The organism is Streptomyces sp. NPDC043176 (assembly GCF_056436715.1).
Genome location: NZ_JBWKCA010000020.1, coordinates 83781 through 98526, shown reverse-complemented (window position 1 = coordinate 98526; position 14746 = coordinate 83781). Strand labels below are relative to the sequence as shown.

The window sequence follows — 14746 nt, the reverse complement described above, 5'->3', positions numbered from 1 at the left end:
TCCTTCTCCGCCTCACGGGACGGCTCTTAAAGGACGTCGGAATTGCGCCGTTCACTTTACCAGGGCCGGGCGGCGGCGCCGTTCGCACCCCGGTCGCCGCACCGGGCGCCGTCCCTCGGGAGGGGGCGGTACGGACCTTTCGGCTTGACGGGAAAGAGTAACGCTGCGTAACCTCACAGTGAGTTACCAGCCGCGCGGCGCAGCCGCATGTCGTCACAGCGTCCGGGAGCGTTATGTCCAGCGAATACGCAAAGCAGCTCGGGGCCAAACTCCGCGCCATCCGCACCCAGCAGGGTCTGTCGCTCCACGGGGTGGAGGAGAAGTCCCAGGGCCGCTGGAAGGCCGTGGTGGTCGGCTCGTACGAGCGTGGTGACCGTGCGGTGACCGTGCAGCGTCTTGCCGAGCTGGCCGATTTCTACGGCGTGCCGGTGCAGGAGCTCCTGCCGGGCACGACCCCGGGCGGGGCCGCCGAGCCGCCGCCGAAGCTGGTCCTCGACCTGGAGCGCCTGGCGCACGTCCCCCAGGAGAAGGCCGGCCCGCTCCAGCGCTACGCGGCGACGATCCAGTCGCAGCGCGGCGACTACAACGGCAAGGTGCTGTCGATCCGCCAGGACGACCTGCGCACGCTCGCCGTCATCTACGACCAGTCCCCCTCGGTGCTCACCGAGCAGCTGATCAGCTGGGGCGTCCTGGACGCGGACGCGCGCCGCGCGGTCGCCCACGAGGACAACTGACCCCTTACGAGGGCACAGCAGAAACGTACCGCCGGGCCCGTGGACGTCATCCGACGTCCACGGGCCCTCTGCTGTGCCCGGCCCTCTCCCGGGGCCGTACGCGGCCGGGGAGGCCCCTTACGACCTGGAAGCGGAGCCGTCCGGAGAGTCGGACGGAGGGAAGACCCCGAAGGGGAGACGCCGAAGGAAAGACGCCGAAGGCGGACCGCCGGCGTGAGAACGCCGAAGGGGCCCGCAGCACGTGTGCTGCGGGCCCCTTCGGATGCCGGTGGTGGCTGAGGACTCAGTCCTCCGCGTCGCGGCGCAGACGCGGCTTCAAATCCTTGAAGCGCGCCAGCAGACCGTTGACGAAGGTCGGGGACTCGTCGGTGGAGAACTCCTTGGCGAGCTGAACCGCCTCGTCGATCGCGACCGCGTCCGGCGTGCCGTCCTCCCAGATCACCTCGTACGCGCCGAGGCGCACGATGTTCCGGTCGGCGACGGGCATCCGGTCGAGGTCCCAGTCCACCGCGTAGGTCGCGATGAGCTCGTCGATGCGCGTCACGTAGGACGCGTACCCCTCGACCAGCTGCATGGTGAAGTCGCTGACCGGCGGCTGGCGGTCGTCCGACCGCGCGTGCCGGACCTGGTCGGCGAGGACCTCCTTGACGGAGACACCGCGCTGGTCGGCCTCGAAGAGGATCTGGAAGGCGCGCTTGCGGGCCTTGCTCCGAGCGGCCACGGTTAGTCGTTCACCCGGCCGAGGTAGTCGCTGGTGCGCGTGTCGACCTTGACCTTCTCACCGGTGGTGACGAAGAGCGGGACCTGGATCTCGTGGCCGGTCTCCAGCTTGGCGGGCTTGGTGCCACCGGTGGAGCGGTCGCCCTGGACGCCCGGGTCGGTGTGCTCGATCGTCAGCACGACGGCGGCCGGGAGCTCGACGTAGAGCACCGAGCCCTCGTGCTGCGCGACCGAGGCGGTGAAGCCCTCGATCAGGAAGTTGGCGGCGTCGCCGACGGCCTTGCGGTCGACGTGCAGTTGGTCGTACGTCTCCATGTCCATGAAGACGAAGTAGTCGCCGTCCATGTAGGAGAACTGCATGTCGCGGCGGTCGATGGTGGCCGTCTCGACCTTGACGCCCGCGTTGAAGGTCTTGTCGACGACCTTGCCGGACAGCACGTTCTTGAGCTTGGTGCGCACGAAGGCCGGGCCCTTGCCGGGCTTGACGTGCTGGAACTCGACGACGGACCAGAGCTGGCCGCCTTCGAGCTTGAGCACCATGCCGTTCTTGAGGTCGTTCGTGGAAGCCACGGTTGCGGAATCTCCTGGACTGACGTGGGACCTGGGAGGCGTACGCGCCTTACAGCGCGAGCAGCTCCTTGGTCGTGATGGTGAGTAGCTCGGGTCCGCCGTCCGCCTCCTGGCGCACGACGAGCGTGTCATCGATCCGGACCCCGCCCCGGCCCGGGAGGTGGACCCCCGGTTCGACGGTGACCGGCACACAAGCGTCCAGTTTACCCATGGCGGAGGGTGAGAGCTGCGGGTCCTCGTCGATTTCGAGCCCCACCCCGTGCCCGGTGAGCGGCACGGCGGCCTCCGCGTGGCCCGCCGCGTCCAGGATCTGCCGGGCGGCGCGGTCCACGTCCCGGTACCCGGCGCCCGGCGCGAGGGACTCCCGTCCGGCGCGCTGAGCGGCGAAGACGAGCTCGTACAGCTCAATCTGCCAGTCGGCGGGGGCCGTTCCGATGACGAAGGTGCGGCCGATCTCGCACCGGTAGCCGCGGTAGTCGGCGCCCAGGCAGACCGAGAGGAAATCACCCTCCTCGACCCGGCGGTCGGTCGGCCGGTGCCCACGGCGCCCGGAGTGCGGTCCGGTCGCCACGGAGGTGGGGAACGCGGCCCCGTCGGCACCGTGGTCGACGAGCCGGCGCTCCAGCTCCAGGGCGAGGTGGCGCTCGGTGCGCCCCACGAGGATCGACTCCAGGAGCTCGCCGAGGGCCTGGTCGGCGATCTCGGCGGCGATCCGGAGGCAGGCGATCTCGTCCTCGTCCTTGACGATCCTGAGCTGCTCGACGGCGCAGGCGAGGTCGGCGAGGTGGAGGCCGGGCGTGACCGAGCCCATGGCCCGGTGCCGGGCCACCGTGAGGTCGTGCTCCTCGACGGCGAGCGCGTCCGCGCCCGCCCGGCGGGCCAGGTCGACGGCGGCGACCGCCGGATCGCCTCCTCCGGCGGGCAGGACCTGCTGCCTCAGCAGTTCGTCGAGCCGCCCGTCGGCCGGTTCGCCGCCCGGGGCGACGGGACAGAGCAGCACGTCCGCGTCGGGCTCGGGGCCGACGAGCAGCACGGCGCCCGGCGGCGACCCGCCGGCGAGATAGCGGACGTTGGCGGGGCGGGAGACCAGGGCCGCCGGGCTGCCCGCGGCCGCGCACCGGTCGCGCAGCCGCACACGGCGGTCCGCATACACCTCTGACATGCTCCGAGCGTACGAGCCCTGCGCCGCGGCGGCCTGTTCTGGGCGGCCGACCGGGCGCCGCACGCCCGGGTCACCAGGTGGGCGGACTCGCGATCGCGCGGGCCAGGACGTCGTCGAGGACGCGGGCGGTGGTCTCGACGTCGTACGTGGAGTTGTCGATGATCGGCAGCCCCGAGCCGTACCAGCCGGCCATCCGGCCGTGGATGGCGGCGACCTCCTCGTCCGAGAGGCGCCGGTTGCCGCTGCGCTCCGCGTTGCGCTCCAGGACGACCTCGAGGCCGGGCAGCAGGACCACCGGGAGCAGCCCGGGCCCGACGTGCCGCTTCCACCCGCCGAGGCCGACGACGGGCCGGTCCGGGAAGACGGCGTCGTCGACGATGCAGGAGATCCCGTTGGCGAGGAAGTTGCGCGCGGCGAAGCCGCAGGTCCGGCGGGCGAGGCGGTACTGCGCCTCCGAGTGCTCGTTCCACCCCGACTGCGGGTCGGCGAACCCGGAGCAGACCCACTCGCGGACGTCGTCGAGGCTGATGTGCGCCGTGGGCACCCGCCGGCGCTGCGCCCAGTGGCGCGCGACGGTCGTCTTGCCGGCCCCCGCCGGCCCGATCAGCAGGACGGCGAGCGTGGCCGTGCCGGTGCCCGCGCCGTGTTCCGCGGGCACCGGCGGCGCGCCGACGGGCGGCAGCGGCACGTGCCCGGTCAGGTCCGCGCGCTGCGGCGGCGCGACCGGGTACGGCACCGCGGTCTGCCGCTGCGGCACGGCCCCGGGTCCGCCCCATCCCGGTCCTCCCGGGCCGGCCGGCGGCGCTCCGGGCGCCGGGTGCGGGGGCGGGGCCTGCGGGTGCCGCGGGGCGCTGCCCTGGACGGTCCGGTGCACACCGAGCCGCGGCGGCGCCGTCGGAGGGCCCGCGGGCGTCCCGGCGGCGGGGTACGGGGTCCCCTGCGGCGGGGTCGGGGGGACGGGGGGAGGCGCCGTTCGGCCGCCCCCGTCCGCCGTCGCCGGCGCGGGGCCGGGGTCGGGTGCCTGCCCCGGCCGTTCGGGCGGTGGCAGCGGACCCCCCACTGCGTGCTGCATCCGGTGCCACTCCGTCTCGTACGTCTGTCGGCCTCTGGTATCCGTGGACGCCGGAACGTTACCGTCCCCGACCCCCACATGGGCAACGGCCGGGGACGGCTCCTGGTGCCCCGTCAGCCGCTGAGTTCCTCGGCGAGCGCCCGCAGGGCCAGCCGGTAGGAGCCGATCCCGAAGCCGGCCACGGTCCCGGTCGCCACGGCCGCGACGACCGAGGTGTGCCGGAACTCCTCCCGGGCGTACGGGTTCGAGATGTGCACCTCGATCAGGGGGGCGGTCCGCTGGGCGGCCGCGTCCCGCATCCCGTACGAGTAGTGGGTGAACGCGCCGGGGTTGATCACCACCGGGATCGAGCCGTCCGCCGCCTCGTGGAGCCAGCGGATCATCTCGCCCTCGTCGTTGGTCTCCCGCACGTCCACGTCGAAGCCGAGCTCCGCGCCGAGCGTCCGGCAGGACTCGACGAGCCCCTTGTACGAGGTGGCGCCGTAGATGTCGGGCTCGCGTGAGCCTAGACGGCCCAGGTTGGGCCCGTTGAGCACCAGGACCCGGCGCGCCTCGCTCACGCGGACACCTCGCCGTACGCCGCGATCAGCACCGCCGGGTCCGGGCCCTCCAGGACGGTCGGCTTGCCGATCCCGTCGAGCACGATGAAGCGGAGCAGGTCGCCGCGGGACTTCTTGTCGACCCGCATCGTCTCCAGGAGCTTGGGCCACTGGTCGCCGCGGTAGGTGAGCGGCAGTCCGACGGACTCCAGGACGGTGCGGTGCCGGTCGGCGGTGGCGTCGTCGAGGCGCCCGGCCAGCCGGCCGAGCTCGGCGGCGAAGACCATGCCGACGGAGACGGCGGCGCCGTGGCGCCACTTGTACCGCTCGTTCTTCTCGATGGCGTGGGCGAGCGTGTGCCCGTAGTTGAGGATCTCCCGGCGGCCGGCCTCCTTGAGGTCGCCGGAGACGACCTCGGCCTTGACCCTGATCGAGCGGACGATCAGCTCGGCGGTGTGCGGTCCGGCGGGGGTGCGGGCGCCCTGCGGGTCCTCCTCGATGAGGTCGAGGATGACCGGGTCGACGATGAAGCCGGCCTTGATGATCTCGGCGAGCCCGCTGACGTAGTCGTGGACGGGCAGCGAGTCCAGCGCGGCGAGGTCGCAGAGGACGCCGGCCGGCGGGTGGAAGGAGCCGACGAGGTTCTTGCCCTCGGCGGTGTTGATGCCCGTCTTGCCGCCGACGGCCGCGTCGACCATCGCGAGGACGGTGGTCGGCACGGCGATCCAGCGCACGCCCCGGAGCCAGGTCGCGGCCACGAAGCCGGCCAGGTCCGTGGTGGAGCCGCCGCCGACGCCGACGACGACGTCGCTGCGGGTGAAGCCGGTCTGGCCGAGCGCCTTCCAGCAGTAGGCGGCGACCTCGGCGGTCTTCGCCTCCTCGGCGTTCGGCACCTGGATGGCGACCGCCTCGTAGCCCTGCTCGGCGAGGTCGGCGCGGAGCGCCTCACCGGTGTCGGCGAGCGCCTCCGGGTGGATCACGGCGACCCGCTTGGCCTGCGTGCCGATCAGGGCGGGGAGCTCGGCGAGCAGCTGCCGGCCGACCAGCACCTCGTACGGATCCGTGCCCGCGCTGCCCGCGACGTGGATACGGGTCGTTTCCTGGTCCGTCATGCGTCCTTCTTCAGATCCAGTGCCGAGAGGACCGCGTCCGCGATCTCTTCGGGGGTGCGGTCGTCGGTGGCGACGACGGCCCGGGCTACTTCGGTGTACAGGTGGCGGCGGGCATCCATCAGCTCGCGCCACTGGCGGCGCGGGTTGACGGCGAGCAGCGGCCGCGCGGTGTTGAGGCCGACCCGGCGGACCGCCTCCTCCACGTCCATCGAGAGGTACGCGACGGGCAGCCCGGCCAGCAGGGTACGGGTCCCGTCGTCGAGGACCGCGCCGCCGCCGAGAGCGAGGACGCCCTCGTGCTCGGCGACGGCGGTGGCGACGGCGGCCCGTTCGAGGGCGCGGAAGTGCTCTTCGCCGTCCTCGACGAAGATGTCGGAGATCTCGCGTCCCTCGGCGGCGACGATGTCGGCGTCGGTGTCCCGGTAGGGCGCGCCCAGCTTCGCGGCCAGGAGCGCGCCCACCGTGGACTTGCCGGAGCCCATGGGCCCGACGAGGACGACCAGGGGGCCGCCGGTCACCGGATGCGCAGGTTCTCGAGGTACGACCGCACGTTGCGGCGGGTCTCGGGGACGCTGTCGCCACCGAACTTCTCGACGACCGCGTCCGCGAGGACGAGCGCGACCATGGCCTCGGCGACGATGCCGGCGGCGGGGACCGCGCAGACGTCGGAGCGCTGGTGGTGGGCGGCGGCCGCCTCACCGGTGACCACGTCGACGGTGGCGAGGGCGCGCGGGACGGTCGCGATCGGCTTCATCGCGGCGCGGACGCGCAGCAGCTCGCCGGTGGTCAGACCGCCCTCGGTGCCGCCGGCGCGGCCGGAGGTGCGCTTGATGCCGTCCTCGGTGCGGACGATCTCGTCGTGCGCCTGCGAGCCGGGCACGCGGGCGAGGTCGAAGCCGTCGCCGACCTCGACGCCCTTGATGGCCTGGATGCCCATGAGGGCGGCGGCGAGCCGGGCGTCGAGACGCCGGTCCCAGTGGACGTGCGAGCCGAGGCCGACGGGCACGCCGTACGCGAGGACCTCGACGACGCCGCCGAGGGTGTCGCCGTCCTTGTGGGCCTGGTCGATCTCGGCGACCATCGCCTTCGACGCGTCGGCGTCGAGGCAGCGGACCGGGTCGGCGTCGAGCCGCTCGACGTCGGCGGGGGTCGGGTAGACGCCGTACGGCGCCTTGGCGGCGGCCAGCTCGACGACGTGGGAGACGATCTCGATGCCGGCGGCCTCCTTGATGAAGGACCGGGCGACGGCACCGAGGGCGACGCGGGCGGCGGTCTCCCGGGCGCTGGCGCGCTCCAGGATCGGCCGGGCCTCGTCGAAGCCGTACTTTTGCATGCCGGCGAGGTCGGCGTGGCCGGGCCGGGGCCGGGTCAGGGGCGCGTTGCGGCCCGTCTCCTTGAGCTCCGCCGGGTCGACCGGGTCGGCCGACATGACCTTCTCCCACTTGGGCCACTCGGTGTTCCCGACCATGACGGCGATCGGGGAGCCGAGGGAGAGTCCGTGCCGGACACCGCCGAGGAAGGTGATCTCGTCCTGCTCGAACTTCATCCGGGCGCCACGTCCGTAGCCGAGGCGTCGCCGCGCGAGGTGGTCCGCCACCAGCTCAGTGGTGACCGGGACTCCGGCGGGAAGGCCCTCCAGTGTCGCGACCAGCGCGGGTCCGTGGGACTCCCCAGCGGTCAGCCAACGCAACCTGCTCAACGATGCTCCTCGATGCTCGCGCCTGGGCACTGCGACGGCGCGGCCGGGTGCGCGGCCCTGGCCCGCCGCTCCCGATCCTTTCACGTCCGGGGGACGAACCCGTCCTCCGGTCCAGCTATCGGACGCCCGCTTCGTTTTCCTGGACAGGAGTGGCCTCGTCGGGCGCCTCCTCCTGGACAGGAGCGGCCTCGTCGGGCACCTCGCCGAAGCGGGTCCGCAGCCATCCGAGACCCGCGTGCACCAGGCCGGCGAGACCGGCGGCGAGGAGGGGATGGCGGAGCCACTCGGGCAGGTGGCCGAAGACCACCATCCTGAAGAAGAGCGCGATGTCGATCGCCGCGTCCCATTTGGACGCGAGCGTCAGGTCCTCACCCATGTCGCCGTACTCCCCCGTGTTCCGCCGTTCGGCGTGGCGGTTCAGCCTATCGGGAGGCGAGCGCCTGTCCGCCGGCCGCCCGCATGACGGCGAGCGGGGCGGGGGTGCGGCCGGTGATCTGCTCGACCTGGAGGACGGCCTGGTGGACGAGGAGGTCGAGGCCGCCGACGACCTTGCCGCCGCGGTCGGACCAGGCGGCCGCCAGTGCGGTGGGCCAGGGGTCGTAGAGGACGTCGAAGAGGGTGCCGACGGAGTCCGGCACGTCGGCGGCGAGGGCGTTGGTGGTGCCGGCCGGGGTGGTGGCGACGACCAGCGGGGACGCGAAGGCCTCGGCCGCGCGCTCCCAGGCCTCGGTACGGACCTCCACGTCGAGCCGCTCGCCCCAGCCCCGCATCTCCGCGGCGCGCGCCTCGCTCCGGACGTACGCGGTGACGGGGCCGCCGCAGATCCGGGCGAGCGCGGCGAGGGCGGAGGAGGCGGTGGCGCCGGCGCCGAGGATCGCCGCCGACTCCACCTTCTCGACGCCCCGCTCGTGCAGGGCGGCGATCATGCCGGGGATGTCGGTGTTGTCGCCGACCCGCCGGCCGTCCTGGCGGAGGACGACCGTGTTGACGGCCTCCACGGAGGCGGCCGTGTCGCTGATCTCGTCGAGCAGCGGGATGATCGCCCGCTTGAGCGGCATGGTCAGGGACAGGCCCGCCCACGAGGCGTCGAGTTCCGCGACGAAGCCCGGCAGGGCCGCCTCGTCGACCTCGAACCGCTCGTACGACCAGTCGTCGAGGCCGAGCTCGGCGTACGCGGCCCGGTGCAGGACCGGGGAGAGCGAGTGGGCGATCGGCGATCCCAGAACCGCCGCCCGGCGTGCTGTCGCCATCAGTTCTTCCTCGACTCGTTGAACTTCTCGACCAGCTTCTGGTGCTCGGCGTTGGTCTTCGTGAACTGGGAGGTCTTACCGTCGATCGAGATGAAGTAGTACCAGCCGTCGTTCGTCGGGTTGAGCACTCCCTGGACCGCCTCGGCGCCGGGGTTGCCGATGGGGCCGGGCGGCAGTCCCTTGACGAAGTACGTGTTGTACGGGTTGTCGTACTTCCGCAGCTCTTCGAGGGTGAGGTCGATCTCGCTCTGGTTCTTGATGTAGTTGTACGTGGAGTCGAACTCCAGCCCGCCGTAGGTCTGCGGGTTCGACGGCTTGAGCCGGTTGTAGACGACCTCGGCCATCTTGCGGAAGTCGTCGTGGGAGACGCCTTCGGCCTGGACGAGGCTGGCGATCGTGACGAGCTCCCAGGGGCTCTCGACGCCGAGCGCCTGCGCCTTGGCCTCCAGGTCGAGCTTGCCGTACTCCTGGTTCGCGCGGCTCACCATCTTGCGGAGCACGTCCTCGGGCTTGTTGCCCTTGGCGACCGGGTAGCTCGCCGGGAAGAGGAAGCCCTCCAGCGGGTCCTTCACGTTCTTGTGGTTCTTCGCCCAGTCCGGCAGGCCGAGGTCGTCGGCCTTCGCCTTAGCGACGCCCTGTGTCGTGCCCGGCTTGAGGGCGAGCTTCTTGTCGATCTGCTCGTACACCCAGACGTTCCGCCGGCCCTCGGGGATGACGAAGTTGGTCTGGCTGGCCGGATTGAGCATCAGCGCGACCGCGCTCTCGGCCGACATCTCCTTCTTCAGCGTGTACACGCCCGCCTGGATCGAGAGGCCGCGGGGGTTCTTCTGCTGCGCCGAGACGAAGGCGTCGACGCTCTTGACGACGCCCGCCCTCTTGAGGATGTTGCCGATCTCGTAGCCGCCGGCGGACTTGGGGATCTCGACCTGGACGTCCCCGCTGCCGCTGCCCGCGTAGTCGGGGGCGGCACCGAACTCACCCTGCCAGAACTGGTAGCCGAAGTAGCCGATGCCGCCGACGCCGCCCGCGAGGACCAGCGCGACGACCAGGCAGGCCACGCCGTTCTTGCCCTTGCGTTTCTTCGCCTTGCTGCGGCGGTCGCGGTCGCCGCCGCGGGAGCCCCGGCCGGCCGGCTCCTCGTCGTACTCGTCGTCGTGGTCGTCACCGCCGGTGAAGAAGGCGTGCTGCTCCTCCTCCGGCTCCGGGCGTGCCTCTTCCTCCGGGGCCCAGTCGATGACCGGTTCCGGCGGGGTCCGGCGGTGCCCGGGGGGCTGGGGCGGCGGGTAGGCCTCGGGGGTCCCGTAGAGGTCCGGGTCCTGGCCGCCGTACGGATCGGCCGGGGGCGCGCCGTACGCCATCGCCGCCTGGCCGGTCTCCCAGCCGCCGTCGTACTGCTGTCCGAGGTGCCCGGGCGTGTCGTAGTCGCCCGGGTACCCCGTGCCGTACTGCTGCTGGGCCTGCTGGTGAGGCTGCTGGTGCTGGGGCTGGTGGTGAGGCTGCTGGTGCTGGGGCTGCTGCTGATACTGCTGGTACTGCTGGTCCGCGTAGCCCTGCGGCTGCTGGTGGTGCTGCTGAGGCTGCTGCTGGTAGTGCTGCTGCGACTGCTGCTGGTACGGGTCGCCCTGGTAGCCCTGGCCCGCCTGGCCGTACGGGTCCTCGTAGCCGTGACCGCCCTGGCCGTACTGGCTCGCCTGCTGCGGCTGCGGGTACTGCTGCTGCTGGCCCTCCCACCCCTGGTCCCCGAACAGCGGGTCCCCGGGGTGCCACGGTTCGGAGCCAGGGCTCCGGCCATACTCAGTCATCGATCCCCAAAACAGCCGCGAGGCTTCCGGACGATCCGCCTCTACGTAGTGGGGCGGCTATTCGAACACCGCCGCATCGCGCGGAACGTTACCGTATCGCGATCAGATGACCACTTCGACGCCCTCACCGGGCGGATTACCTGATACCCGTTCGGACTCAAGAGCGTTCTGAAGGATGATCACAGCGGCGGCCTGGTCGATGACCGACCGCCCCTTCTTGGCCTTGACCCCGGAGGCCCGCAGGCCCTGGGTCGCGGTGACCGTGGTCATCCGCTCGTCGACGAGACGGACCGGCACCGGGGCGATGCCCTTGGCCATCTCCCGGGCGAACGCGCGGACCTTGGTCGCGGCCGGGCCCTCCCGCCCGCTGAGCGAGCGGGGCAGACCGACGACGACCTCGATGGGCTCGTACTCCTCGACGAGCTGGCGGAGCCGCCGGTGGGCGGCCGGGACGTCGCGTCCCGGCACGGTCTCCACCGGCGTCGCGAGGACCCCGTCGGGGTCGCACGAGGCGACCCCGATCCGGGCGTCCCCCACGTCGACCGCGAGACGGCGGCCGCGGCGCATCGTCACGCCGTCTCCACCACGAGGCGCTCGACGGCGGCGATGGCCTCGCCGACGGCCTCCGGGTTCTGGCCGCCGCCCTGGGCGACGTCCGGCTTGCCGCCGCCACCGCCACCGAGGGTCTTGGCGGCGGTGCGGACCAGCTCGCCGGCCTTGAGACCGCGCTCACGGGCGGCCTCGTTGGTGGCGATGACCGTCAGCGGCTTGCCGTTGACGGTGGTGAACAGGGCGACGACGGCCGGACGGTCGGACGGGAAGCGCCCCCGCACGTCGAGGACCAGCCTGCGCAGGTCGTCGGCGCCGGTGCCGTCCTGGACCCGGCCCGTGACGAGGGCGAGGCCGCGGATGTCCTGGGCGGAGTCGACCAGACCGGCGGCGGCCTGGAGGACCTTCTCCGCACGGAACTTCTCGATCTCCTTCTCGGCGTCCTTCAGCTTGCCGAGCATGGTGGAGATCTTCTCCGGCAGCTCCTCGGGACGGCCCTTGACCAGCTCCTGGAGCTGGGCGACGACCGTGTGCTCACGGGCGAGGAAGTTGTACGCGTCGACGCCGACGAGGGCCTCGATGCGGCGCACGCCGGAGCCGATGGACGACTCGCCGAGCAGCTTCACCAGGCCCAGCTGGGCGGTGTTGCCGACGTGCGTGCCGCCGCACAGCTCCTTGGAGAAGTCGCCGATGGTGACGACGCGGACCTGCTCGCCGTACTTCTCGCCGAACTCGGCGATGGCGCCCTGACGCTTGGCCTCGTTGATCGGCATGACCTCGGCGTGGACCTCGAGCTCGCGCGAGAGGACCTCGTTGATCTTCTGCTCGACGTCGGTGAGCACGGCGCCGGGTACGGCGTTCGGCGAACCGAAGTCGAAGCGGAAGCGGCCGGGCTGGTTCTCGGAACCGGCCTGCGCGGCCGTCGGGCCGAGGGCGTCGCGCAGCGCCTGGTGGGTCAGGTGGGTGGCCGAGTGGGCGCGGGCGATGGCGCGGCGGCGCTTGACGTCGATGGAGGCGTAGGCGGTGGCGCCCACGGTCACCTCGCCGACCTGGACGGAGCCCTTGTGCACGGAGACGCCGGGGACCGGCTGCTGGACGTCGCGGATCTCGATGACCGCGCCGCTGTGCAGCTTGATCCGGCCCTGGTCGGCGATCTGGCCGCCGCCCTCGGCGTAGAACGGGGTCCGGTCCAGGACGACCTCGACCTCGTCGCCCTCGGAGGCGGCCGGCGAGGAGACGCCGTTGACGAGGAGACCGACGACCGTGGTCTCGCCCTCGGTGTTGGTGTAGCCGGTGAACTGGGTGGCGCCGTTGCCGTCGGCGATCTCCCGGTACGCGGTCATGTCGGCGTGGCCGGTCTTCTTGGCCTTGGCGTCGGCCTTGGCCCGGTCCCGCTGCTCCTTCATCAGGCGGCGGAAGCCGTCCTCGTCCACGGAGAGGCCCTGCTCGGCGGCCATCTCCAGGGTGAGGTCGATCGGGAAGCCCCACGTGTCGTGGAGGAGGAAGGCCTTCTCGCCGGCGAGGATCGTGCCGCCGGCGGCCTTGGTCTCGGTGACGGCGGTGTCGAGGATGTTGGTGCCGCCCTTGAGGGCCTTGAGGAACGCGGCCTCCTCTGCGAGGGCGACGGTCTCGATCCGCTTGCGGTCGGTGACCAGCTCCGGGTACTGCTCGCCCATCGTGTCGATCACGGTGTCGACGAGGTCCTGGACGACCGGGCCGGTGGCGCCGAGCAGGCGCATGTTGCGGACGGCGCGGCGCATGATGCGGCGCAGCACGTAGCCGCGGCCCTCGTTGCCGGGGGTGACGCCGTCGCCGATGAGCATGACGGAGGTGCGCATGTGGTCGGCGACCACGCGCAGCGAGACGTCGCTGTCGTGGGCCTTGCCGTAGGCGACGCCGGTGAGCTCGGTGGCCTTGTCGATGACGACCTGGAGGGTGTCCGTCTCGTACATGTTCCGGACGCCCTGGAGGATCATCGCCAGGCGCTCCAGGCCGAGGCCCGTGTCGATGTTCTTCGACGGCAGCTCGCCGAGGATCGGGAAGTCGTCCTTGCCGGAGCCCTCGCCGCGCTCGTACTGCATGAAGACCAGGTTCCAGATCTCCACGTACCGCTCGTCGTTGACGGCCGGGCCGCCTTCGACGCCGAACTCGGGACCGCGGTCGTAGTTGATCTCGGAACACGGGCCGCAGGGGCCGGGGACGCCCATCGACCAGTAGTTGTCCTTCTTGCCGAGGCGCTGGATGCGCTCGGCCGGGACGCCGACGACGTCGCGCCAGATCTGCTCGGCCTCGTCGTCCTCCTGGTAGACGGTGATCCAGAGCTTCTCCGGCTCCAGCCCGTAGCCGCCGTGCTCCACCGGGGTGGTCAGCAGCTCCCAGGCGAGCTTGATGGCGCCTTCCTTGAAGTAGTCGCCGAAGGAGAAGTTGCCGCACATCTGGAAGAACGTGCCGTGGCGGGTGGTCTTGCCGACCTCTTCGATGTCGGGCGTGCGCACGCACTTCTGCACGCTGGAGGCGCGCGTGAAGGGCGGCTTGACCTCACCCAGGAAGTAGGGCTTGAAGGGCACCATGCCGGCGGGGACGAGCAGCAGAGTCGGGTCGTCCGCGATGAGCGACGCCGAAGGGACGACGGTGTGCCCGCGCTCCTCGAAGAAGCTCAGCCAGCGGCGGCGGATTTCAGCCGACTCCATCAGTGGTCCTCATTCCGGTTGTACGGGATCGTGGGAATTGAATGCGTGGTCTTGTGCGGCGTGGTGCCGAGCGCGGTCCTGCGGCGGGGCTCGGGAAGCTCACGGTCGCGGGCGGTTCCCTGGTCCACGGGGGCGTCGAGCCCGAGCGCCTCGCCCAGTTCGGCCTCGCGCTGGAGCATGCCCGCCCTCACGTCGAGGGCGAAGTCCTTGAGGCGGTGGCCGGTCTCGACGGCCTTGTTCGCCGCCTGGGCCGCGAGGCTCTCGGGGGTCAGCTGCTTCAGCTTGCGGTTGACCTTGGTGGTGGCCCACACACCGGCGGCTGCGCCGGCCGTGAACCAGAACGTGCGGCGGAACATCGCGGCTCAGCCCTTCTGCTTCCGGCGTCTCGAGGACGGCACGGTACGGCCGACGATCACAGTACGTCGCGCGGAGCCGCGCGGCACGTCCTCTCCGTCCCGGCCCAGCGCCTTGCGCACGCCGTAGCCGAAGGCGGCCACCTTGACGAGCGGGCCGCCGAAGGTGGAGGCGACGGTGGAGGAGAGCGCGGAGGCGTTGGAGGTGACCTCCTGGACGTCCGACGCGATGGCGTCGACCCGGTCCAGCTGGGTCTGTGCCGACCGCACGGTCGCGGAGGCGTCGACCAGCAGGGGGACGGCCTTCTCGGTCACGTCCGCCACCAGTCGGGTGGTCGCCTTGAGCGTCTGCGCCAGCCTCACCAGCACCACGGCGAGGAAGGAGACCAGGATCGCCCAGAAGACGGCGACCAGGATGCCGGCAACCTCTCCACCGGTCACTCTGCACCGCTCTCTGTGTCGTCGGATCTGTCGTCGGGTTCTTGCCAAAGTAG

At 71.8% G+C, this 14746-nt stretch carries 16 protein-coding genes; 1 reads left to right on the top strand and 15 read right to left on the bottom strand.

The window, feature by feature from the left end:
* Window positions 1–233 precede the first annotated feature (233 nt).
* Complete coding sequence (gene bldD / locus AC067A_RS28240; RefSeq protein WP_017242229.1) at window positions 234–734, top strand: transcriptional regulator BldD; 501 nt, start codon at window positions 234–236, stop codon at window positions 732–734.
* Window positions 735–1017: 283 nt separating this feature from the next.
* On the opposite strand, the gene nusB is transcribed toward bldD, so the two are convergent.
* The 15 genes from nusB to AC067A_RS28165 all read right to left on the bottom strand — a co-directional run bounded on the left by nusB (window position 1018) and on the right by AC067A_RS28165 (window position 14693).
* Window positions 1018–1455, bottom strand: a complete 438-nt coding sequence (gene nusB, locus AC067A_RS28235; protein ID WP_479245294.1) for a transcription antitermination factor NusB — start codon at window positions 1453–1455, stop codon at window positions 1018–1020.
* 2 nt (window positions 1456–1457) lie between these two features.
* Entirely contained in the window at window positions 1458–2024 is a 567-nt protein-coding gene (gene efp / locus AC067A_RS28230; RefSeq protein ID WP_479245293.1) for an elongation factor P, read from the bottom strand.
* 49 nt (window positions 2025–2073) lie between these two features.
* Window positions 2074–3186 carry an aminopeptidase P family protein gene (locus tag AC067A_RS28225; protein WP_479245292.1) on the bottom strand — a complete coding sequence of 371 codons (1113 nt, stop codon included), beginning with the start codon at window positions 3184–3186 and terminating at the stop codon, window positions 2074–2076.
* A 70-nt stretch (window positions 3187–3256) separates the two neighbouring features.
* Window positions 3257–4258 carry an AAA family ATPase gene (locus AC067A_RS28220; RefSeq protein ID WP_479245291.1) on the bottom strand — a complete coding sequence of 334 codons (1002 nt, stop codon included), beginning with the start codon at window positions 4256–4258 and terminating at the stop codon, window positions 3257–3259.
* A 113-nt stretch (window positions 4259–4371) separates the two neighbouring features.
* The gene (gene aroQ / locus AC067A_RS28215) at window positions 4372–4818 is read right to left on the bottom strand and encodes a type II 3-dehydroquinate dehydratase (protein WP_479245290.1); all 447 of its coding nucleotides are present in this window, start codon (window positions 4816–4818) and stop codon (window positions 4372–4374) included.
* Entirely contained in the window at window positions 4815–5909 is a 1095-nt protein-coding gene (aroB, locus tag AC067A_RS28210; RefSeq protein ID WP_479245289.1) for a 3-dehydroquinate synthase, read from the bottom strand. The genes aroQ and aroB overlap by 4 nt, the downstream gene beginning before the upstream one ends.
* Window positions 5906–6427 (bottom strand): shikimate kinase, encoded by a 522-nt coding sequence (locus tag AC067A_RS28205; protein WP_479245288.1) that lies wholly within the window; start codon window positions 6425–6427, stop codon window positions 5906–5908. Before AC067A_RS28205 ends, aroB begins: the two co-directional genes overlap by 4 nt.
* Window positions 6424–7608, bottom strand: coding sequence for a chorismate synthase (aroC, locus tag AC067A_RS28200; RefSeq protein WP_479245287.1), 1185 nt, complete (start codon window positions 7606–7608; stop codon window positions 6424–6426). Before aroC ends, AC067A_RS28205 begins: the two co-directional genes overlap by 4 nt.
* Window positions 7609–7723: 115 nt before the next feature.
* Window positions 7724–7984, bottom strand: a complete 261-nt coding sequence (locus AC067A_RS28195; RefSeq protein ID WP_479245286.1) for a hypothetical protein — start codon at window positions 7982–7984, stop codon at window positions 7724–7726.
* 46 nt (window positions 7985–8030) lie between these two features.
* The gene (locus AC067A_RS28190; RefSeq protein ID WP_479245285.1) at window positions 8031–8858 is read right to left on the bottom strand and encodes a shikimate dehydrogenase; all 828 of its coding nucleotides are present in this window, start codon (window positions 8856–8858) and stop codon (window positions 8031–8033) included.
* Complete coding sequence (gene mltG, locus AC067A_RS28185; RefSeq protein WP_479245284.1) at window positions 8858–10660, bottom strand: endolytic transglycosylase MltG; 1803 nt, start codon at window positions 10658–10660, stop codon at window positions 8858–8860. Before mltG ends, AC067A_RS28190 begins: the two co-directional genes overlap by 1 nt.
* Window positions 10661–10762: 102 nt before the next feature.
* Window positions 10763–11227 carry a Holliday junction resolvase RuvX gene (gene ruvX / locus AC067A_RS28180; RefSeq protein ID WP_479245336.1) on the bottom strand — a complete coding sequence of 155 codons (465 nt, stop codon included), beginning with the start codon at window positions 11225–11227 and terminating at the stop codon, window positions 10763–10765.
* 2 nt (window positions 11228–11229) lie between these two features.
* Complete coding sequence (gene alaS, locus AC067A_RS28175) at window positions 11230–13899, bottom strand: alanine--tRNA ligase (protein WP_479245283.1); 2670 nt, start codon at window positions 13897–13899, stop codon at window positions 11230–11232.
* A complete protein-coding gene (locus AC067A_RS28170; RefSeq protein ID WP_479245282.1) occupies window positions 13899–14255 on the bottom strand; it encodes a hypothetical protein in 357 nt (118 codons plus the stop codon). Before AC067A_RS28170 ends, alaS begins: the two co-directional genes overlap by 1 nt.
* 6 nt (window positions 14256–14261) lie before the next feature.
* On the bottom strand, window positions 14262–14693 hold the full coding sequence (locus tag AC067A_RS28165) for a DUF948 domain-containing protein (protein ID WP_479245281.1): 432 nt from the start codon (window positions 14691–14693) through the stop codon (window positions 14262–14264).
* Window positions 14694–14746: the final 53 nt, after the last annotated feature.